Annotated in this window: 19 protein-coding genes; 11 read left to right on the top strand and 8 right to left on the bottom strand. The window is 62.1% G+C overall.

Annotated features, from left to right (window positions below; all coding sequences use genetic code 11):
- Both HPQ62_RS17085 and HPQ62_RS17080 read right to left on the bottom strand, forming a co-directional pair.
- A complete protein-coding gene (locus tag HPQ62_RS17085; RefSeq protein WP_174803780.1) occupies positions 1 to 684 on the bottom strand; it encodes a 3-oxoacid CoA-transferase subunit B in 684 nt (227 codons plus the stop codon).
- Positions 681 to 1,388 carry a 3-oxoacid CoA-transferase subunit A gene (locus tag HPQ62_RS17080; protein WP_174803779.1) on the bottom strand — a complete coding sequence of 236 codons (708 nt, stop codon included), beginning with the start codon at positions 1,386 to 1,388 and terminating at the stop codon, positions 681 to 683. Before HPQ62_RS17080 ends, HPQ62_RS17085 begins: the two co-directional genes overlap by 4 nt.
- A gap of 315 nt (positions 1,389 to 1,703) precedes the next feature.
- Between HPQ62_RS17080 and HPQ62_RS17075 the strand changes: the two genes are divergently transcribed.
- Together HPQ62_RS17075 and HPQ62_RS17070 are read left to right on the top strand one after the other, a co-directional pair.
- Positions 1,704 to 2,420, top strand: coding sequence for a glutathione S-transferase N-terminal domain-containing protein (locus HPQ62_RS17075; RefSeq protein WP_174803778.1), 717 nt, complete (start codon positions 1,704 to 1,706; stop codon positions 2,418 to 2,420).
- A gap of 151 nt (positions 2,421 to 2,571) precedes the next feature.
- The gene (locus tag HPQ62_RS17070) at positions 2,572 to 3,069 is read left to right on the top strand and encodes a YciE/YciF ferroxidase family protein (protein ID WP_174803777.1); all 498 of its coding nucleotides are present in this window, start codon (positions 2,572 to 2,574) and stop codon (positions 3,067 to 3,069) included.
- Between the two features lie 97 nt (positions 3,070 to 3,166).
- Here HPQ62_RS17070 and HPQ62_RS17065 read toward each other — a convergent pair whose 3' ends face one another.
- Complete coding sequence (locus HPQ62_RS17065) at positions 3,167 to 3,865, bottom strand: outer membrane protein (protein ID WP_174803776.1); 699 nt, start codon at positions 3,863 to 3,865, stop codon at positions 3,167 to 3,169.
- A gap of 131 nt (positions 3,866 to 3,996) precedes the next feature.
- Positions 3,997 to 5,166, bottom strand: a complete 1,170-nt coding sequence (gene pobA, locus HPQ62_RS17060) for a 4-hydroxybenzoate 3-monooxygenase (protein WP_174803775.1) — start codon at positions 5,164 to 5,166, stop codon at positions 3,997 to 3,999.
- Between the two features lie 157 nt (positions 5,167 to 5,323).
- Here pobA and HPQ62_RS17055 point away from each other — a divergent pair, with 157 nt between their 5' ends.
- From HPQ62_RS17055 to HPQ62_RS17015, 9 genes are all read left to right on the top strand, one after another.
- Complete coding sequence (locus HPQ62_RS17055; protein WP_174803774.1) at positions 5,324 to 6,088, top strand: SDR family NAD(P)-dependent oxidoreductase; 765 nt, start codon at positions 5,324 to 5,326, stop codon at positions 6,086 to 6,088.
- A gap of 24 nt (positions 6,089 to 6,112) precedes the next feature.
- Positions 6,113 to 6,871, top strand: a complete 759-nt coding sequence (locus HPQ62_RS17050; RefSeq protein WP_174803773.1) for a crotonase/enoyl-CoA hydratase family protein — start codon at positions 6,113 to 6,115, stop codon at positions 6,869 to 6,871.
- 112 nt (positions 6,872 to 6,983) lie between these two features.
- The gene (locus tag HPQ62_RS17045) at positions 6,984 to 8,039 is read left to right on the top strand and encodes a TRAP transporter substrate-binding protein (RefSeq protein WP_206678099.1); all 1,056 of its coding nucleotides are present in this window, start codon (positions 6,984 to 6,986) and stop codon (positions 8,037 to 8,039) included.
- A gap of 3 nt (positions 8,040 to 8,042) precedes the next feature.
- Positions 8,043 to 8,588 carry a TRAP transporter small permease gene (locus tag HPQ62_RS17040; RefSeq protein ID WP_174803772.1) on the top strand — a complete coding sequence of 182 codons (546 nt, stop codon included), beginning with the start codon at positions 8,043 to 8,045 and terminating at the stop codon, positions 8,586 to 8,588.
- Positions 8,588 to 9,910, top strand: coding sequence for a TRAP transporter large permease (locus HPQ62_RS17035; RefSeq protein WP_174803771.1), 1,323 nt, complete (start codon positions 8,588 to 8,590; stop codon positions 9,908 to 9,910). Before HPQ62_RS17040 ends, HPQ62_RS17035 begins: the two co-directional genes overlap by 1 nt.
- A gap of 14 nt (positions 9,911 to 9,924) precedes the next feature.
- Complete coding sequence (locus HPQ62_RS17030; protein ID WP_174803770.1) at positions 9,925 to 10,404, top strand: MarR family winged helix-turn-helix transcriptional regulator; 480 nt, start codon at positions 9,925 to 9,927, stop codon at positions 10,402 to 10,404.
- Between the two features lie 39 nt (positions 10,405 to 10,443).
- Positions 10,444 to 12,255: a feruloyl-CoA synthase gene (locus HPQ62_RS17025; RefSeq protein WP_174803769.1), complete on the top strand. Its 1,812-nt coding sequence runs from the start codon at positions 10,444 to 10,446 to the stop codon at positions 12,253 to 12,255.
- A 9-nt stretch (positions 12,256 to 12,264) separates the two neighbouring features.
- Positions 12,265 to 13,146, top strand: coding sequence for an amidohydrolase family protein (locus tag HPQ62_RS17020; RefSeq protein WP_174803768.1), 882 nt, complete (start codon positions 12,265 to 12,267; stop codon positions 13,144 to 13,146).
- 57 nt (positions 13,147 to 13,203) lie between these two features.
- Positions 13,204 to 13,959 (top strand): IclR family transcriptional regulator domain-containing protein, encoded by a 756-nt coding sequence (locus HPQ62_RS17015; RefSeq protein WP_174803767.1) that lies wholly within the window; start codon positions 13,204 to 13,206, stop codon positions 13,957 to 13,959.
- Positions 13,960 to 13,964: 5 nt separating this feature from the next.
- On the opposite strand, the gene HPQ62_RS17010 is transcribed toward HPQ62_RS17015, so the two are convergent.
- From HPQ62_RS17010 to HPQ62_RS16995, 4 genes are all read right to left on the bottom strand, one after another.
- Positions 13,965 to 14,912: a LysR substrate-binding domain-containing protein gene (locus HPQ62_RS17010; RefSeq protein ID WP_174803766.1), complete on the bottom strand. Its 948-nt coding sequence runs from the start codon at positions 14,910 to 14,912 to the stop codon at positions 13,965 to 13,967.
- 77 nt (positions 14,913 to 14,989) lie between these two features.
- A complete protein-coding gene (locus tag HPQ62_RS17005; protein ID WP_174803765.1) occupies positions 14,990 to 16,612 on the bottom strand; it encodes an ABC transporter ATP-binding protein in 1,623 nt (540 codons plus the stop codon).
- The gene (locus HPQ62_RS17000; RefSeq protein ID WP_174803764.1) at positions 16,605 to 17,531 is read right to left on the bottom strand and encodes an ABC transporter permease; all 927 of its coding nucleotides are present in this window, start codon (positions 17,529 to 17,531) and stop codon (positions 16,605 to 16,607) included. The genes HPQ62_RS17005 and HPQ62_RS17000 overlap by 8 nt, the downstream gene beginning before the upstream one ends.
- An 8-nt stretch (positions 17,532 to 17,539) precedes the next feature.
- Entirely contained in the window at positions 17,540 to 18,454 is a 915-nt protein-coding gene (locus HPQ62_RS16995; RefSeq protein WP_174803763.1) for an ABC transporter permease, read from the bottom strand.
- Positions 18,455 to 18,512: the final 58 nt, after the last annotated feature.

The following is an 18,512-nucleotide window of genomic DNA, read 5'->3' as shown; positions in this document are numbered from 1 at the left end:
TTAAACCTCCGGTGCCTTCAGATCTGTCACGTCGCCTTCGATGTGGAGCTTGCCGCCGGTAACGGTCTGCAGCTCCTCCACGCTCATCGCTCCGAGCTTCTCGCGCAGGATGAAGTGGCCATCAGCAATATCGATAACGGCAAGCGATGTGTAGACCCGGGTAACGCAGCCGACGCCGGTCAGCGGCAGCGTGCAGCGCTCGACCAGCTTGGGCTGGCCCTTCTTGGTGACATGCTCGGTCAGCACCGCGACGCGCCTTGCGCCGTGGACCAGATCCATTGCGCCGCCGACGGCGGGAACCCCGCCCCTGCCCGTCGACCAGTTGGCAAGGTCGCCGGTTTCGGCAACCTCATAGGCGCCGAGAATGGCGACGTCGAGATGGCCGCCCCGCACCATGGCGAAACTGTCGGCGTGGTGAAAGAAAGCTGTGCCGGGCTTCAGGGTGATCGCCTTCTTGCCGGCATTGACCAGATCCCAGTCCTCCTCGCCCTCTGGCGGTGCGCCGCCAAAGTCCAGCACGCCGTTTTCGGTATGGAAGATCGCCTGCTTGCCCTCGGGCTGGAACTTGGCGACCATTTCGGGAAAACCGATGCCGAGATTGACATAGGCGCCATCCTCGATGTCCTGCGCGGCGCGCCAAGCGATCTGGGCATTGGAGAGCTTGATGTCGGAAAAGTCGCTCATGGGTAACGCGCCTCCTCGCGGGTCAGGATTTCCTCCTGCAGCGGGTCTCGAACTTCGACAATGGTATCGACGAAAATGCCGGGTGTGACGACGTGTTCCGGATCGATATCGCCGAGCGGCACCACATGGCTTGCCTGAACAATCGTCCTTTTCGCCGCCATCGCCATCAGCGGCGAAAAATTGCGCGCGGCCATGCGGTAGGTCAGGTTGCCGTGCTGATCGGCACGTTCGGCCTTGATCAGGGCGAAGTCGGCCTTCAGCCAGCGTTCGCGCACATAGTGGCGGCCCTCGAACTCTTCCACCGGCTTGCCGTCGGCCAGTTCCGTGCCGTAGCTCGTCGGCGTGTAGAAGGCCGGAATGCCTGCGCCGCCGGCGCGGATGCGCTCGGCCAGCGTGCCCTGGGGAACGAGTTCCAGCTCGATCTTGCCGGCCAGATACCGTTCGTTGAAGACCGTCGCATTCGACGACCGCGGGAACGAGCAGATGATCTTTGCGACCCGATCCTGCTCGATCAGAGCCGCAAGGCCGATATGGCCGTTGCCGGCATTGTTGTTGATCACCGTCAGATCGCGCGCGCCCTGATCGATCAGGGCGTGGATCAGTTCGATCGGCGAGCCGGACCCGCCAAAGCCGCCGATCATGACGGTTGCGCCGTCAAAGATGTCGGCAACCGTTTCCGCAAGGGAAGTTGCAGTCTTGTCCATTGATGGATCTCCTTCCAGAAACCGGTTTTAGAAGGTGATTCCTCGAAGGGCCAGACAACTTGTTCATACTGCGATTTTTGTTCGCACTGAGGACAAGCCTGTGCGCATGTTGAACATTGCAGGCGTGAAATGCCGGGGCTGACACATGGAATCCAACTGCCGCTCAGCGTCCGTAGTGATGATTTACGAAAATCGTCATCTTTCTGGCATTGGGCGGCTTTTTGCCATAAAAATGACATGTGCGGACTTGCGAAATGACATTCAACTGCACATCTCGTCCTTACCTTTTAAATCAGACATATTGCAGGAGCGTTCATGTCACGCCTGTCGGAATTTCCAATCACCCAGCGCTGGCCGGCGCAAAACCCCGACGTCATTCAGCTCTATTCGCTTGCAACCCCGAATGGCGTGAAAGTCTCGATCGCGCTTGAAGAGATGGAGCTGCCCTATGAAGTGCATCGCATCTCCTTCGATACCGACGATCAGATGACACCGGAATTCCTGTCGCTCAACCCGAACAACAAGATTCCTGCCATCATCGATCCCGACGGTCCGGACGGCAATCCGATCGGCCTGTTCGAATCCGGCGCCATCCTGCTCTACCTTGCCGAAAAGACCGGACGGCTGATGCCGAACGATCCGGTGGGCCGCTACGAGATGATCCAGTGGATCATGTTCCAGATGGGCGGCATCGGCCCGATGTTCGGCCAGTTCGGCCATTTCCACAAATATGCTGCTGATAAGGTCGCCAACAACCCCTACCCGGCACAGCGCTACACCAATGAATCGCGCCGCCTTCTGGGCGTGCTTGAGGGCCGCCTGCGCGACCGCAAGTTCATCATGGGCGAGGAGCCGTCGGATTACAGCATCGCGGATATAGCCATATTCCCGTGGGTGCGCGGCCTGTCTGTCCACTATGACGCCGCTGAAGCGCTGAAGCTCGCCGACTTTCCTTCGGTCATGGCATGGGTCGAGCGTTGCTCGGATCGCCCGGCAAGCGTGAAGGGCTTCATGGTGCCTCCGCCGGTCTGATCCGGAACGCTTCCATCGGTTTGAAACGGGCGTGGCGAAGGCCGCGCCGGTTTCATTTTGAGGTTGCGCGCTTGTTGCGGAACCGGCTTGCCCCAGGGACGTTTCAGGGACAGCAACACCCGAATGCCGGGTGCCAACCGAGGAGAGACCCATGGCTAAGCAGAAAACGTTGGACGACCTGTTTCTGGATACTCTGAAAGACATCTACTACGCCGAACGCCAGATCCTGAAGGCGCTCCCGAAAATGGCGCGGGCCGCAAGTTCGGAAGATCTCGCTGAAGCCTTCCGCGCTCACAAGGAAGAGACCGAAGGCCAGGTGGAGCGCCTCCAGGAAATCTTCGAAATTCTCGGCAAGCCGGCGCGCGGCAAGACCTGCGAAGCGATCCAGGGCATTATCGCCGAGAGTGAGGAAATCATCGAGGACTTCAAGGGCACGCCTGCGCTCGATGCCGGGCTGATCTCGTCGGCCCAGGCTGTCGAGCACTACGAGATGGCGCGCTATGGCACGCTTCTCGCATGGTCGCGCCAGATGGGCATGAAGGACGTGGCCAAGCTGCTGGAAGAAACCTTCGAGCAGGAATCGAAAGCAGACCTCGACCTTTCCAAACTGGCTGAAAAGTCGATCAACCGCAGCGCCGAAGCGGCCTGACCTGACGCCTTGAAGAGGAAAGACCGTTCCGCGACCAGGGTCGCGGAACGGTCTTACTTAATACACTCAAGACATAAAATGAGAGACCGGGGTCGCGTCAGAACCTGAAGCCGATGCCTGCGCTGATATTTGCTTGCGTCACCTTGGTGTCCGAGAGCGCTGCAAGGCCGGTTGCATTGCGGACCAGATCTGTATTGCCATAATCGCTGTAGCTCGCCTTCAGCCGCCCGAAGACCTGCTCCGTAAAGGCGTAGTCGAGGCCCACCCCTGCGGTCCAGCCGTTCAGCACATCATCATAGCTCTGCCCCGTCAGCGAGAAATCGCCTTCAAGCCGGGTGGCGGCATAACCGCCGCTTGCAAACAGCAGAGCGCGCCCGAATGCATAACCGACCCGCCCCTCGACGGACGCATGCCACTGCGTGCCGAAGGTGACGGTCTGCCCGTCCAGGATCGGCAGCGGCGATGACACGGTGTAGGAATTGTCATTCCAGTTATAGCCGTAGGATGCGGCAAGGCCGACGACCATGTTGTTCTGGAACTGATGATCATAGCCGAGAAACACGCCTGCCGTGCCGCCGGATGCCGCTTCGGTGGCGCCGGCCGTCACCAGGCTTTCCGGGATCTTGCCGGCGAGCCAGCCATAACCGCCCTCCCCGCCGACATAAAAGCCCGTCCACGAAATTGCGGACTCGACCTCCGCGACCGGCTGCGAAGGCGGCGCGACAACAATATCGGCGGCCACCGCTGCAGGCGCCGAAACAAGAAGTGCAATTATGGTTGTCGAAACGGGTTTCATCACGGGCCTCTTCGCTCGGCGATCATATTTAACAGAAATCAAATATGATTCCGCTCTGCGGTGAAAGCCGCAATTCTACCAGTCCGAGAACCGCAGATCCAATGTTGCTCTGGAAGCACACAAAGGCACGCTTAATAGGGCAATCCGATATAGTTTTCCGCGAGATCACGCCGAGCGGTTTCCGATGACGCAAGATGGGCAAGGCTTGCCCGGCGCATGGCGGCGGCGAAACTGTCCTCGTCATCAAACCTGTGCAGAAGCGTTGTCATCTGCCAGCTGAAGCGCATTGCCTTCCAGATCCGGGCAAGCGCGCGCTCCGAATAGGCGTCGATGCCGGCATTGCTGTCCGATTTCAGCTTCTCGATCAGCGCCGACGACAGGTAGAAGACGTCCGAGGCCGCCAGATTGAGACCCTTCGCGCCGGTGGGGGGCACAATATGGGTGGCATCGCCCGCCAGGAACAGATTGCCCCAGCGCAGCGGTTCCGAGACGAAGGAGCGCAGCGGCGCGATGCTCTTTTCGATCGACGCGCCTGTGACCAGATTGTCCGCCGCATCGGATGGCAGCCGCCGCTTCAGCTCCGCCCAGAACGCATCGTCCGACCAATCCTCGACCTTGTCGGTCAGGGGCACCTGGATGTAGTAGCGGCTGAGTTCGGCATTGCGCATCGAGGCCAACGCAAAGCCGCGATCGGAATTGGCGTAGATCAGTTCGTCATGGACGGGCGGCGTGCGGGAGAGAAGTCCGAGCCAGCCAAAGGGATAGACCCGCTCGAATGCGCGCCGTTTCTCGTCCGGAATGGTGCGCCGCGAGACGCCGTGAAAGCCGTCACAGCCAGCGACATATTGGCACGTGATCGTCCTGCGCTCGCCCTCATGGGTGAAATGCACCTTCGAAAGCGCCTGATCGAGATCGGCGATCTCGACATCCTCGACGCCGTGGAAGAACGGCGTCCCGGCACGGTCCTGCGCGGCATAGAGATCGGCGGTGATCTCGGTCTGGCCGTAGACCATCACCCTGCGACCGGTCAGTGCCTCAAAATCGATACGCACCTGAAGATCATTGTCGGAGAGCACGCAGCCATCATGGGGAATGCCTTCCGCATCCATGCGCGCGCCGACACCGGCCGCGCGCAGAAGCTCGACCGCGCCCCATTCGACAATGCCGGCGCGGATGCGCGAGAGCACATGCTGCCGGCTGGTGCGTTCCAGCACGACCGTGTCGACCCCCGCATTGTTGAGGATCTGAGACAATAGTAGGCCTGCCGGCCCGCCACCGACTATGGCAACCTGACACTTCACGACACTCTCCTCCCGTGCGCCTTGAAGGCGCGTCAGGACACTGCGCGCGCAGCCGCCCTGATGCGAACGATAGCATATAAAAACAAACAGTCCATAACTGTTCATTGACAAAACAATTAAGTCGACCTCTAATAACGGAACAGGGATCGGAGGAGCCATGAAAATCGAGGGTGCGACAGCGCTGGTCACCGGCGGCGCAAGCGGACTGGGTGCCGCAACCGCAAGACGGCTTGCCCGTGCCGGCGCAAAGGTCGCCGTGCTCGACCTCTCCGCAAGCGCTGCGGAAAGCATCGCCGAAGAGATCGGCGGTTTCGGCTTTGGCGCCGACGTTGCGGATGGGGCGCGGCTCGAGGCAGTATTTACAGAAGTGAAAGACCAGCTCGGCGCACCACGCATCGTGGTCTCGTGCGCAGGCATCGGCACTGCCCAGCGCATTCTGCCGAAGGACGGCGCGCTCACGCTCGACAGCTTCGAGCGCACCATCCGTACCAATCTGATCGGCACTTACAGCGTCATGAACATCGCCGCCCGCCTGATGGCCGAAGCCGATCCGCTGGACGATGACGGCGCGCGCGGGGTGATCATCAACACCGCCTCCGTCGCCTTCGAGGATGGCCAGATCGGACAGGCGGCCTATGCTGCGTCGAAGGGCGGGGTCGCCTCGATGACGCTGCCTGCCGCCCGCGAGCTGGCGCGTTTCGGAATCCGGGTGATGACGATCGCGCCGGGCCTGTTCGAGACCGGCATGAGCGCCGGACTGCCGGATGATATCCGCGCCGATATCCTGAAATCCGTGCCGTATCCGAGCCGGATGGGCCTGCCGGACGAATTCGCGATGCTGGTGGAACAGATCGCCGTCAATCCAATGCTGAACGGTTCGGTCATCCGCCTCGACGGCGCTGCCCGCATGCCGGCGAAATGACCACAGGATGAAGAAGAGACAAGAATGATCCTGAAAACCGAAATCGATGGCCCGATCGCGACGCTGACGATGAACCGCCCTGAAAAGCGCAACGCCATGTGCGACGCATTGCTGGCGGCGATCGATGGCTTCTTCTCCGCGCCGCCGGAAGGCGTGCGGGCGGTCATCCTGACCGGCGAAGGCGGTCATTTCTGCTCCGGTCTCGATCTCTCCGAACATGTTGCCCGCAACGCCGAAGACACGATGCGCCATTCGCGCGGCTGGCATCGGGTGATGGAGCGGGTCGAATTTTCCGGACTGCCGGTGGTCTCGGCCATGGCCGGCGCGGTGATTGGCGGCGGACTGGAGCTTGCGAGCGCCACCCATGTGCGCATCGCCGAAGCCTCGACGATCTTTCAGCTGCCGGAGGGCATGCGCGGCATTTTCGTCGGCGGCGGGGCGACCGTGAATGTCGCCCGCATCATCGGCGCCGACCGGATGCGGGAGATGATGCTGACAGGCCGCAGGTATGATGCGGATGAAGGCCTTCGGTTGGGACTTGCCCATTACAGCGTCGGCGATGGCGAGGCGATGCCGCTTGCGCGCAAGCTTGCCGGAAAGATCGCCGGCAATGCCCAGCTTTCCAACGACATGATGATCCAGGCCATCAGCCGGATATCGGAGATGCCACGCGCCGAGGGTTTCTTTACCGAAAGCCTGTGCGCGGCCATTTCGCAGACGAGCGCCGACGCCGAGGAGGGATTGCGCGCATTTCTCGAAAAACGCCCGCCAGTGTTTCGCTAGAGGAGCCGGAACGGCAGCGCGCCGTCCGGAAGAGCGAGGCACGCGGCGGGTCCACCGGCAAGCCCGGCGGAATGCCGAAACTGAACGGTTGAAACTCGGGAGGAGAACCGACATGACCAGCACGCTGAAAATGACCCGACGCTCCGCACTTGCCGCCATTGGCGCAACGCTTGCGGCGCCCGTCTTCATCCGCAATGCGCAGGCTGCGGAGGTGACGTTGAGACTTCACCACTTCCTGCCCGCCATGGCGCCGATCCAGAGCGGCTTCTTCGATCTCTGGGTCAAGGAGCTTGCCGACGCTTCCGGCGGCGCGATCGAGGTCCAGATCTTCCCGGCCATGCAACTCGGCGGCAAGCCGCCGCAGCTCGCCGACCAGGCCCGTCAGGGCATTGTCGACATCGCCTGGTCGATGCCGGTCTATACGCCGGACCGTTTCCCGGTGGCGGAAACCATGTCGGTACCTTTCATGGTGACCTCGGCGGAGGCGACATCGGTCGCCATGGACACGCTGATGCGCGAATACGGCATGGCGGAATACACAGACAACGGCCTGACGCCGCTTGCCTTCCACACCCATGCGGGCGGCAAGCTGCATACCCGCGGCAAGGCGATCACCTCCAAGGCCGATATGGCCGGCATGAAGCTGCGCGCGCCCAACCAGGCCACCGGCGACATGCTGACCAAGCTCGGCGCGGAAGTGGTGTTCTTCCCCGTGACGGAGATGGTGGTCGGCCTTTCCAACGGCGTGATCGACGGCTGCTGCCTGCCCTATGAGGTGGTGCCGGCCTACAAGCTACAGGAACTGACGGAATATTCCGCAGCCCCGGCTCCGGGCGCCCGTGGGCTCTACACCAACACCTTCGCGCTGGTGATGAACCAGAAGAAATATGAGGGTCTTTCCGACGATGTCCGCAAGGTCATCGACGACAATTCGGGCCCGGCCCTCTCGAAGCGCATCGGCGCAAGCTTCGACAAGTTCGAGGCCGGCGGCAAGGCAGTGGTCGAAAAGCACGGCAACACCATCGTCGAAATCCCGGCTGACGAAATCGCCTCCTGGCAGGAGGTTGCAGCCCCGATCGCCGAGGCCTGGCAGAAGAAGCTCGACGACAAGGGCTATGATGGTGCGGCGATCATGAAGCGCGCCAACGAACTGCTGGACAAGGGCTGATCCATGGCGGAGCCGCTTCCAGCCGCAGATGAAGCGACCGGGGGCGGCGCCCCCCGGTTCGTCTGGCTCTACCGGCTTTGCCTTGCAAGCGCCGCGCTTGGCGGCTTTGCCGCTTTCGCGACGGCTGCCATGGTGACGCTGTCGGTGGTGATGCGCGTCCTCGGCTACGGCGGCATCAGGGGCGATTTCGAGGCGGTGGAGCTTGTCTGCGCCGCCTGCGCCTCGCTGTTCCTGCCGCTCTGCCAGTTCACCAGGGGGCATGTGATGGTCGACCTCTTCACCGGCTGGATGGCAGAACAAAGCCAGCGCCGCCTTGACGGCGTCTGGACCTTGCTCTTTGCCTTCGCCTGGGCGGTGCTGAGCTGGCGGCTTACCCACGGGCTTCTGACGCTGCAGGGCTATGGCGACCGCACCATGCTGCTCGGCTTTCCGATCTGGACCGTCTACATCCCAGCCGTCTTCGGAACCGCACTGTCTGCCCTCGTTGCTCTGGTGACCGGGCTCGATGATATCCTTTCCCGGGCCAGGCGCCCTGCGGAGACCGCCTGATGGAACCGCTGACAATCGCGCTCGGCATGATCGTGATCCTGCTTGCGCTGATCTTCCTGCGCATGCCGATCGCGCTTGCCATGGGCGGCGTCGGCGCCGCCGGCTACATGCTGCTCGCAAGCCCCTCGAGCCTGCTGTTCTATCTCGACACCGCCTGGGTCGACAAATTCATGTCCTATGAAATGGCGATCGTGCCACTGTTCATCCTCATGGGGCATATTGCCACGCGGTCCGGCATTTCCGCCAAGCTGTTTGCCGCCTCCAATGCCTGGATCGGCCATTATCGCGGCGGGCTTGCCATGGCCGCCGTTGCCGGCTGCGCGATGTTCGGCTCGATCTCCGGTTCCTCGCTTGCCACCGCATCGACCATGGCGCGGGTGGCGCTGCCGGAAATGCGCAAGCACGGTTATTCCGGCGCGCTGTCCGCCGGTTCGCTGGCAGCCGGCGGCACGCTCGGCATCCTGATCCCGCCATCGATCGTGCTGATCATCTATGCGCTGCTGACGGAACAGAACATCGTGAAGCTGTTCCTCGCCGCCACCATTCCGGCGACGCTTGCCGTGCTCGGTTTCTGCGCGGCGATCGCAATTTTCGTCAGGATCTATCCCCACCACGGCCCCAATCATGATCCGGTGCCCTTCAGGGACCGTCTCAAGGCGACGCTCGGCATCTGGCATATCGTCGGCATCTTCGTGGTCGTGCTCGGCGGCATTTATGGCGGCTTCTTCACACCCGCCGAAGGCGCGTCCGTCGGGGTGGTCCTGACGCTGATCCTCGGCATCGTTTCCGGCGGGCTCGGAGTGCGCGATATGGTCGCCTCGCTGATCGACACTGCCGCCGCCTCCGCGATGATCTTCGCAATCGTTTTCGGCGCCGATATCTTCAACGTCGCACTCGCGCTCAGCCGGATGCCGACCGATGTCGCGGCCTGGTTCTCCGCCTCCGGCATGGCGCCGATGCTGGTGATGCTCGGCATCGTGGCATTTTACCTCGTCATGGGCTGCGTCATGGACAGCCTGTCGATGATCCTGCTGACGGTGCCGGTGTTCTTCCCGACGATCATGGCGCTCGATTTCGGCATGACGCCGGAACACACAGCGCTCTGGTTCGGCATCATCACGCTGGTCGTGGTTGAAATGGGGATGATCACGCCGCCGGTCGGCATGAACCTGTTCGTGATTTCCTCGATGGCAAAGCATATACCGCTGAAGCAGATCTTTGCCGGGACGGTTCCCTTCATCCTGTCGGAACTTGTCCGGGTGTCCATACTGATCGCCTTCCCGGCGCTCAGCTACGGTCTGGTGGATCTGGTGGCAAACTGAGAAGGAACAGGCACATGACCTCGGCGAAGGCGGAAAAGACGATCGAAGACAAGACCGGCAGCGGCGCAACGGATGACGCGCTCAGAAATTTCGTCGGCTACAACATGAAGACGGCCTATCTGCTGCTGCGCGAGGATCTGAACCGGACGCTCGCGCCGCTCGATCTCAGGATCGCAACCTTTTCGGCGCTGACGGTGGTGGTCGAGAACCCGGACATCTCCCAGACGCAGTTGAGCCAGGTGCTGAAGCTCGAACGCTCCGGCATGGTGGTGCTGGTGGACGAGCTCGAAAACGCCGAGCTGATTTCGCGCAATCGCGTTCCCGGCGACCGCCGCACCTATGCGCTGCGGGCAACGCCAAAGGGCCGCAAGCTCTGGAATAGAGCCCGCGAGGCGGTGGAGCAGCACGAACGCTCGCTGTTTGCAGGCGTGCTCGACCAGACCGAACAGGAAACGCTCAAGGAACTGCTTTACCGGATCAGCACGAGATCCTGACCGTGAGGCCGGCGGGAGGAACGGCGGCCGGAGGAGAAGATGCGACTGAAACCCCTGACGCTCGTTGCCCATGCCGTCGATACCGAACGGCGCGGTGACGGCAGCCTGATCCTGACGTCTCGCGTACCGCTCGACCCGGTGGTCGCGCGCACCGGCGTCTGGCTGGAAAAATGGGCGGACGAGGCCCCTTCCCGCGTGTTTCTGGCCGAACGTTCCGGCGCCGGCTGGCGGGCGCTTGGCTACCGCGAGGTGCTTGAAAGCGTGAAGGCGATCGCGTCGGGACTGATCGCGCGCGGCGCCATGCCTGAGCGGCCGATCCTGATCATGTCCGGAAACGGCGTCGATCACGCTTTGCTTTCCTTCGCCGCGCAATATATCGGCGTTCCGACCGTACCGCTTGCCGAACAATATTCGCTGATCGAGGAGGCCCATGGCCGGCTCGCCTATGCGATCGAGAAGGTCAGGCCTGCCTTCGCCTTCGTTGATGATGCCGGACGCTATCGCGAGGCTCTCTCCCGGCCGGAATTCGAGGATATCGAGATCATCGCGGGAAAGACCGCAGGCGCACCGGGCAAGGTGATCCCGTTTGCCGACATCATGAAGGGCGACAGCGCCGTCGATCTGGCGGCGGCCCATTCCGGCGTCGGACCGGACACGCTCGCCAAGCTGCTGTTCACCTCCGGCTCCACCTCCAACCCGAAGGCGGTGATGACGACGCAGAAGATGATGTGCGCGAACCAGAGTCAGATGGCCTCGGTCCTGCCCTTCATCAAGGAACGGCCGCCGGTGATCTGCGACTGGCTGCCCTGGAACCACGTCTTCGGCGGCTCGCACAATGTCAACATGATGCTCGCCCATGGCGGCAGCTTCTATATCGATCACGGCAAGCCGACCGCCTCCGCGATCGCGACCACGATCGAGAACATCAAGATGCATCCGGGCACGATCGCCTTCAACGTGCCGGTCGGGTTTTCGATGCTGGTCCATGCGATGGAAACCGATGCGGAACTGCGCAAGGCCTATTTCGGCGACCTCGACATGCTGTTTTATGCTGGCGCATCGCTGCCGCAGGATATCTGGACACGGCTGGAAGAGATGGCGGTCGAGGTGCAGGGATATCTGCCGCTGATGATCTCCTCCTGGGGCATGACCGAGACGGCCCCTGCTGCCGTGATGCTGCACGAGCAGATCGGCCGCTCCGGGGTGATCGGCGTTCCGCTTCCCGGCACCGAGGTGAAGCTCCTGCCGGATGAGGAGATGCGCTCGGAACTGCGACTGAAAGGCATCAACCTCACCCCCGGCTATTTCGACGACCCGGAGAAGACCGAAGCCGCCTTCGACGCTGAAGGCTATCTGATGACCGGCGATGCGGTCCGGTTCGTCGATATCGACGATCACGATCGCGGTCTCGTTTTCGATGGCCGGGTGTCGGAAGATTTCAAGCTGATGAGCGGCACATGGGTACAGGCCGGCAAGCTCAGGCTCGATGCGCTGGAAGCGCTGCGCGGCCTTGTGAGCGACGTCGTCGTCTGCGGCCATGATCGCGGCGAAATCGGACTGTTCATCTTCCCGAAGCAGAGCGCCGTGCGCGACGACAACACATCCGAGGGCGCCGTCATCGACGATCATCTTCAGGCAGAAATCCACCGCGCGCTGCGCGCCCTTGCCCGGAAGGCAACGGGCTCCGCAAGGCGCATTGCCCGCGCCATCATTCTCGCCGAGCCGCCGAGCCTGAAGGATGGCGAGATCACCGACAAGGGCTCGCTCAATATTCGCAAGATCATCACCCGCCGCGCCGGCCTGCTGGAACGGCTCTACGACAATGATGATCCCGCCCTGATCCGCGTTTGAGGAGACGACATGGTTGATTTTGCCAAGGTCCGCGCCATCGACATCCATACCCATGCAGAAGAGCCCTGCGGCTGCCATGCCGATGACGGCTATGACGACCTGCAGACGGCGATGGCGAAATATTTCAACGCCCCCTGGGCCCATCCGCCGACCATTCCGGAAACGGCCGCCCATTACCGCGCAATGAACATCGCCGCCGTGATCTTCCCGGTCGATTCCGAACGCGAGACCGGCTTCCGGCGCTATTCGAACTATGAGGTCGCAGAGGCCTGCGAAAAGGAAAACGATATCCTGATCCCCTTCGCCTCGATCGATCCCGCCAAGGGCAAGCTCGGGGCCCGCGAGGCGCGCGATCTGGTCGAAAACCATGGCGTTCAGGGCTTCAAGTTCCACCCGACAATGCAGGGCTTCTATCCGAACGATCGCATGGCCTATCCGCTTTACGAGGCGATTGCCGAAACCGGAAAGCCGGCCCTGTTTCACACCGGCCAGACCGGCGTCGGCTCGGGCATGCCGGGCGGAAACGGCATGCGGCTCAAATACTCGAACCCTATGTACATCGATGACGTCGCCGTCGATTTTCCCGACATGCCGATCATCCTCGCCCATCCCTCCTTCCCGTGGCAGGAGGAGGCGCTGTCGATTGCGACCCACAAGCCGAATGTCTATATCGACCTCTCCGGCTGGTCGCCGAAATATTTCCCGGAAATCCTGATCCGCTATTCCAACACGCTTTTGAAGAAGAAGATGCTGTTCGGTTCCGACTGGCCGATGATCGCGCCGGAGAAATGGCTCGACGCCTTCGACAAGGCGCCGTTCCGCGACGAGGTGCGACCGCTGATCTTGAAGGAAAACGCGATGCGGCTTCTCGGCATCGATCAGCCCGGCTGATTGCGCCACGGGTCACGATGTGCACAATGCGAACTTTGTTCAAGACAAGATCGTCTCATGCTGCGTCCAACCGACCATATCGCCTCTTTCGCCAAGGGGCTGCGCGTCATCACCTGTTTCGGTGCGGCCACGCCACGGCTCTCGATCGCCGATGTGGCGGCGGCAACCGGCTTCGATCGTGCCACCGCAAGGCGCTGCCTGCTGACGCTGCATGCCGAGGGCTATGCGAGCTATGACGGCAAGTATTTCGCGCTGACGCCGCAGGCGCTCCGGCTTGGCATGAGCGCACTCAACGCGCTGCCGCTGCCGCAGCTCGTGCAGCCCTGGCTGGACCAGCTTTCGGAGCAGATCGGCCAGTCCTGTTCGGTGGCGCTGCTCGATGAAACCGAGATCGTCTATATCGCCCGCGCCGCCCAGCGCCGGGTGATGTCGATCGGGCTGATGCCGGGTTCGAGGCTTCCCGTGCACGCCACCTCCATGGGGCGCGTTCTCCTGGCGGCACTGCCGGACAAGGAAGCGCAAAATATAATTGCCCGCGCCAATCTCGCTCCGCGCACATCGAAAAGCCTGACCGATCCGGACGACATCATGGCGCGCGTGCTGTCAGCGCGGGCTCTCGGCTACAGCCTGATCGACCAGGAGATTGAAATGGGGCTTCGCTCGATCGCCGTCCCGGTCGTCGATGGCCGCGGCCGCACCGTCGCCGCCCTGAACACCGGCATGGCGGTCAACGGCGACCCGCCCGAAAGCCTGATCGAGACCTATCTGCCGGCGCTATTGAAGGTGCAGCAGAACCTGAAGCGGATCGTCTGAGCGCCCTACCAGCTTGCCAGCATGTGGCCGGGCCTGAGACGCGGCAGGCGCGGAGAGTGACGCTCCATCTCCGGCTCTGCCACAAGATCGACCTGGCTGATATTGTCGAGCGAGGCGATGATGTGGTTCGACAGCGCGTTGATCAGCGAGGCAGGCGCGCCCGGCCGCTTCATCAACCCGATCTGGACCGGCTCAAGCGTCGGAAAGCCATCTGCCGGGGTGAGCACCCGCATGCCGTTGCGCACCGCCGATTCCGGCAGTACCGACACCGCCATGCCCGCGAGCACGGCCGAGGCAAGCACTGTGGCCGACCAGCTCGTAAACAGGATGCGATATTCGCGGCCAACATTGTTGAGTGCGGAAACGGCAAGGTCCCGCCAGCAGCAATCGCGCCGTCCAACGGCAAGCGGCACGGGGCGATCTACCGGCAGCGGATGGTTGGCAGACCCCACCCAGCACAGCGCTTCCGTCCGCACAACGTCCGAAAGGCGCGTCCGCGGATTATGGGTGACGAGCGCCAGATCGAGCTCTCCCTGCTTGAGCCGCTCGGCGAGATCGACCGAATCCTCGCAGACGATATAGAGCTCGACATTGGGATGCGAGTTGGCAAAGCGGTTGATGATGTCCGGCATGTAGCGATCCGCATAATCATCCGGCGTGCCGATCCGGAGCGAACCCTGAAGGCTGTTCTCGTCGAAAGCCGTGATCGCCTCGTTGTTGAGCCGGATGATGCGACGGGCGTAGTTCAAAAGCTTGTCGCCATCGTCCGTCAACTTCACGCCCCGGCCATCCTTGGTGAAGAGCTGCTTGCCGATGCGCTCCTCGAGCCGACGCATCTGCATCGAGACCGCCGACTGCGTCTTGAACACATGTTCGGACGCGCGCGTGAAGGAACCATAGTCGACGATCGCGACGAAGGTCTGAAGCTGATCGATATCAAGAGGCGCTGCCATGGGATCACCCATCACGATTAATGATGAGTGATCTTAGAAACATGGCTGGCTTTGATCAATAGATATTTGCCGCCTCGTCAACCCGAAGCAAGCGCGAGACGCTTGCGGCGATGCTCAGCCTGAATGTCCGGATCGGCATCAAGGCCTGCGGCCAGCAGACGCTGGGTGTAAAGTTCGCGCGGCGCCTCGAAGATCTGGCGGACGCTCCCCTGCTCCACGATCTCGCCGCGCTTCATGACCAGAACCCGATCGGCAAAATCGCGCACCACCGGCAGATCATGGGCGATGAAGATGAAGGCGATGCCGTAGCGATCACGCAGTTCGCCAAGAAGGGCGATCACCTGCGCCTGGATCGATACGTCGAGCGCCGAGACCGCTTCGTCGCAGATGATCACATCGGGCTCGAGCGCGAGCGCGCGGGCAATCGCGATGCGCTGACGCTGGCCACCGGAAAGCTGGTGCGGATAACGCCCGGCATGCTCCGGCTTTAGCCCCACCTGCGCCAGCAACTCATCCACCCGATCGCGCCATTTCGCCTTTGCCAGGATGTCCGGGTGAATGACCCAGGCTTCCGAAATGATCTGGTAGACCGACATGTGCGGGTTCAGCGACTGGGTCGGATCCTGGAACACCATCTGCAGATTGCGGCGGACATCGCGCATCTGGCGCGGCGACCATTGCAGCAGGTTGTCGCCTTTCCACCGGACTTCGCCGCCGGTCGCGTCCTCAAGCCTGAGGATCAGCTTGGCAACCGTCGACTTGCCGGACCCGCTCTCGCCGACAACTGCCAGCGTCTCGCCCGGATAGAGCGAGAAGCTCACGCCCTTCAGCGCCTCGAACCCACCATAGCGCATGGTGAGGTTGCTGATTTCGAGGATCGGCGCGCGCTGCCTTCCGGGTTCGCGCATCTTTCCCTTGCCGGGTGCCGATGCCAGAAGCTTGCGCGTATAGGGGTGTTGCGCATTGTGATAGAGTTCGCGCGGCGTGCCGCTTTCAACAACCCGCCCGCCTTCCATCACCACGGCCCGATCGGCAGCTTCAGCGACCACGCCGAGATCGTGGGTGATCAGCAGCAACCCCATGCCGGTTTCAGCCTGAAGCTCCTCCAGCAGCGACAGCACTTCGGCCTGAACGGTGACATCGAGTGCGGTGGTGGGCTCATCGGCAATCAGGATGTCCGGCTTCAGCGCCAGCGCCATCGCGATCATCAGTCGCTGGCGTTGGCCGCCGGAAAACTGGTGCGGATATTTGGCGGCCGCCGCATCCGGCTCGGGAATGCCGACGCGCGCCATCAATTGCCGCGCCCGCTGATAAGCCTCGTTCCGGCCAACACCGTGGCACATCGCTGCTTCAGCGATCTGCCAGCCGACGGGATAGACCGGGTTCAGATGGCTGAGCGGATCCTGAAAGATCATGGCGATGCGCTTGCCGTTGATCCGGCGGCGCGCCTCGCCGTCCATCTTCAGAAGATCGCGGCCCTCGAACAGCACCTCGCCACTGGTGATCTCACCGGGCGGCATGTCGATCAGGTTCATCACGGCCGAAGCGGAGACCGATTTGCCGGAGCCGCTTTCACCCAGGATCGCCAGAGTCTCGCCGCGATCGAGATGCCAGGAAATATCGTTGACCGCATTGACGATGCCGCGGGCGGTATGGAACCGGACCGAGAGATTGCGGACTTCGAGGAGATGATCAGCCATTGGACTTGCTCCCGATTTCAAGCCGCCAGCGCTGCGTGGGATTGAGCGCAATCCGCATCCAGCTCGACAGCAGATTGAGCGACATCGTGGTGAGGATGATCGCAAGACCGGGCCAGAAGGCGAGCCACCAGGCGGTGGTCAGATATTGCCGTCCCTGGCTCACCATCAGGCCCCATGTGATTTCCGGCGGCTGGATGCCGATGCCGAGGAAGGAAAGCGCCGATTCGGCGAGCATCACGAAGGCGAAATCGAGGGTCGCGACCGTCAGCAGTGTGGGCAGGACCACCGGCAGGATATGGCGGACCACGATCCTGAGATTGGACGCGCCCATGACCTGCGCCGCCTGCACGAACATGCGCTGGCGCACCTCCATCACTTCCGCCCTGGTCGTCCTGAGATAGATCGGGATCCGGGTGATGGCGAGCACGAGGATGAGGTTTCCGATCGATGGCTCAAGCACGTAGAGCACGGTAACGGCGAGCAGCAGCGAGGGAAACGACATGATGACGTCGGCAAGCCGCATGATCACTTCCGAATGCCAGCGTCCGCGATAGCCGGCGATCAGCCCGAGGGTCGAGCCGATGATCATCGACCCGGCGACAGCGCCCGCGGACACCGCCATGGTGTTCTGCGCGGCCACCACGATGCGGGCCAGAAGCGGCCTTCCGAGCGCATCGCCGCCGAGGATATAAAGAAAGCCGCGATCAAACGTGAACGGCGCGGCATTGCGCGCCCTGAGGTTCTGCTTGGCGGCGACACCTTCAAGCAGCATCGGCCCGAAGATCGCGCAGAGAATGATCAGGATCAGAAACAGTGCTGCGCAGAAGGCGAACTTGTCGGCCCAGAGCATCTTAAGATACCGGCGCATCAGGCCGGCTTCCTGCTGGGGCATGGTCGCCTGGGTTGTTGTGGTACTCATCTTCGGCCTCACGTGCGAATGCGCGGATCGAGCACCGCATAGAATATGTCGATCAGCAGGTTCATGACGAAGATTGCAATCGCCGTGACCATGATAGCGGCCAGAATGACGTTGAAGTCGCGCTGCAGGATGGAATCGATCATCAGCTTGCCGATGCCGGGAAATCCGAAAATGGTCTCGACCACGACGGCGCCGTTCAGGAGTGCTGCGGCCTGATCGCCGATCACGGTGATCACCGGCAGCATCGCATTGCGCAGCGCATGGACGAAGACGATCGGACGGTTCTTCACGCCCTTGGCGCGGGCCGTCTTCACGTAAGCCGAGCCCAGCGCATTGATCATCGAACCGCGCACGATCTGCAGGATCAGCCCGAAGGGTCGGATGAACAGCACGGCGACCGGCAGGATCCAGTGGGCGGCAGAGCCTGTACCCGATGTTGGCAGCCAGCCGAGATGGACCGAAAACAGCACGATACCGACGATGGCGATCCAGAAATCCGGAGCCGAAGCGCCGATCAGCGACAGCACGGACGCGACCCTGTCAAACCAGGTGCCAACGTGAAAGGCGGCAATCGAGCCGACCGTGATTGCGGCAATCGTCACCAGCAGCATGGTGATGAAGGCAAGCTGGAGGGTCCAGGTGAAGGCTTCCAGCACCACATCGATCGCCGGACGCGCCTTGCGCAGGCTGTCGCCGAAATCGAGCCGCACCAGATCGGTGACATAGTGCCAGAACTGGACGATCACCGGATCATTGAGGCCGTGGATCGCGCGGAAATTCTCCCGCATCGTCTCTGACGCATCGACCGGCAGATACAGCGAGGTCGGATCGCCGGTCAGTCGCGACAGGAAGAACACCAGCACGACAAGCACCAGAAGCGACACCAGACTTGAGAGGCCGCGCTTTCCCAGCATTCTTTTCATGGTTTTCGCCCGCTCGTTTCATGAAAGGCACGCGCGGGTGGACCGCGCGTGCCATGGC

This window comes from Martelella limonii (assembly GCF_013344475.1).
GTDB classification, from domain to species: domain Bacteria; phylum Pseudomonadota; class Alphaproteobacteria; order Rhizobiales; family Rhizobiaceae; genus Martelella; species Martelella limonii.
This window is presented reverse-complemented; position numbering and strand designations above follow the sequence as displayed.

What these genes read in the sequence shown, in the direction of transcription:
- HPQ62_RS17025 (WP_174803769.1), top strand. Translation starts at nt 10,444, where the DNA reads ATGCGACTGAAACCCCTGACGCTCGTTGCCCATGCCGTCGATACCGAA.
- HPQ62_RS17000 (WP_174803764.1), bottom strand. Translation starts at nt 17,531, where the DNA reads ATGAGTACCACAACAACCCAGGCGACCATGCCCCAGCAGGAAGCCGGC.
- HPQ62_RS17085 (WP_174803780.1), bottom strand. Translation starts at nt 684, where the DNA reads ATGAGCGACTTTTCCGACATCAAGCTCTCCAATGCCCAGATCGCTTGG.
- HPQ62_RS17070 (WP_174803777.1), top strand. Translation starts at nt 2,572, where the DNA reads ATGGCTAAGCAGAAAACGTTGGACGACCTGTTTCTGGATACTCTGAAA.
- HPQ62_RS17020 (WP_174803768.1), top strand. Translation starts at nt 12,265, where the DNA reads ATGGTTGATTTTGCCAAGGTCCGCGCCATCGACATCCATACCCATGCA.
- HPQ62_RS17065 (WP_174803776.1), bottom strand. Translation starts at nt 3,865, where the DNA reads ATGAAACCCGTTTCGACAACCATAATTGCACTTCTTGTTTCGGCGCCT.
- HPQ62_RS17055 (WP_174803774.1), top strand. Translation starts at nt 5,324, where the DNA reads ATGAAAATCGAGGGTGCGACAGCGCTGGTCACCGGCGGCGCAAGCGGA.
- HPQ62_RS17045 (WP_206678099.1), top strand. Translation starts at nt 6,984, where the DNA reads ATGACCAGCACGCTGAAAATGACCCGACGCTCCGCACTTGCCGCCATT.
- HPQ62_RS17010 (WP_174803766.1), bottom strand. Translation starts at nt 14,912, where the DNA reads ATGGCAGCGCCTCTTGATATCGATCAGCTTCAGACCTTCGTCGCGATC.
- HPQ62_RS17050 (WP_174803773.1), top strand. Translation starts at nt 6,113, where the DNA reads ATGATCCTGAAAACCGAAATCGATGGCCCGATCGCGACGCTGACGATG.
- HPQ62_RS17015 (WP_174803767.1), top strand. Translation starts at nt 13,204, where the DNA reads ATGCTGCGTCCAACCGACCATATCGCCTCTTTCGCCAAGGGGCTGCGC.
- HPQ62_RS17075 (WP_174803778.1), top strand. Translation starts at nt 1,704, where the DNA reads ATGTCACGCCTGTCGGAATTTCCAATCACCCAGCGCTGGCCGGCGCAA.
- HPQ62_RS17080 (WP_174803779.1), bottom strand. Translation starts at nt 1,388, where the DNA reads ATGGACAAGACTGCAACTTCCCTTGCGGAAACGGTTGCCGACATCTTT.
- HPQ62_RS17040 (WP_174803772.1), top strand. Translation starts at nt 8,043, where the DNA reads ATGGCGGAGCCGCTTCCAGCCGCAGATGAAGCGACCGGGGGCGGCGCC.
- HPQ62_RS16995 (WP_174803763.1), bottom strand. Translation starts at nt 18,454, where the DNA reads ATGAAAAGAATGCTGGGAAAGCGCGGCCTCTCAAGTCTGGTGTCGCTT.
- HPQ62_RS17005 (WP_174803765.1), bottom strand. Translation starts at nt 16,612, where the DNA reads ATGGCTGATCATCTCCTCGAAGTCCGCAATCTCTCGGTCCGGTTCCAT.
- HPQ62_RS17035 (WP_174803771.1), top strand. Translation starts at nt 8,588, where the DNA reads ATGGAACCGCTGACAATCGCGCTCGGCATGATCGTGATCCTGCTTGCG.
- HPQ62_RS17030 (WP_174803770.1), top strand. Translation starts at nt 9,925, where the DNA reads ATGACCTCGGCGAAGGCGGAAAAGACGATCGAAGACAAGACCGGCAGC.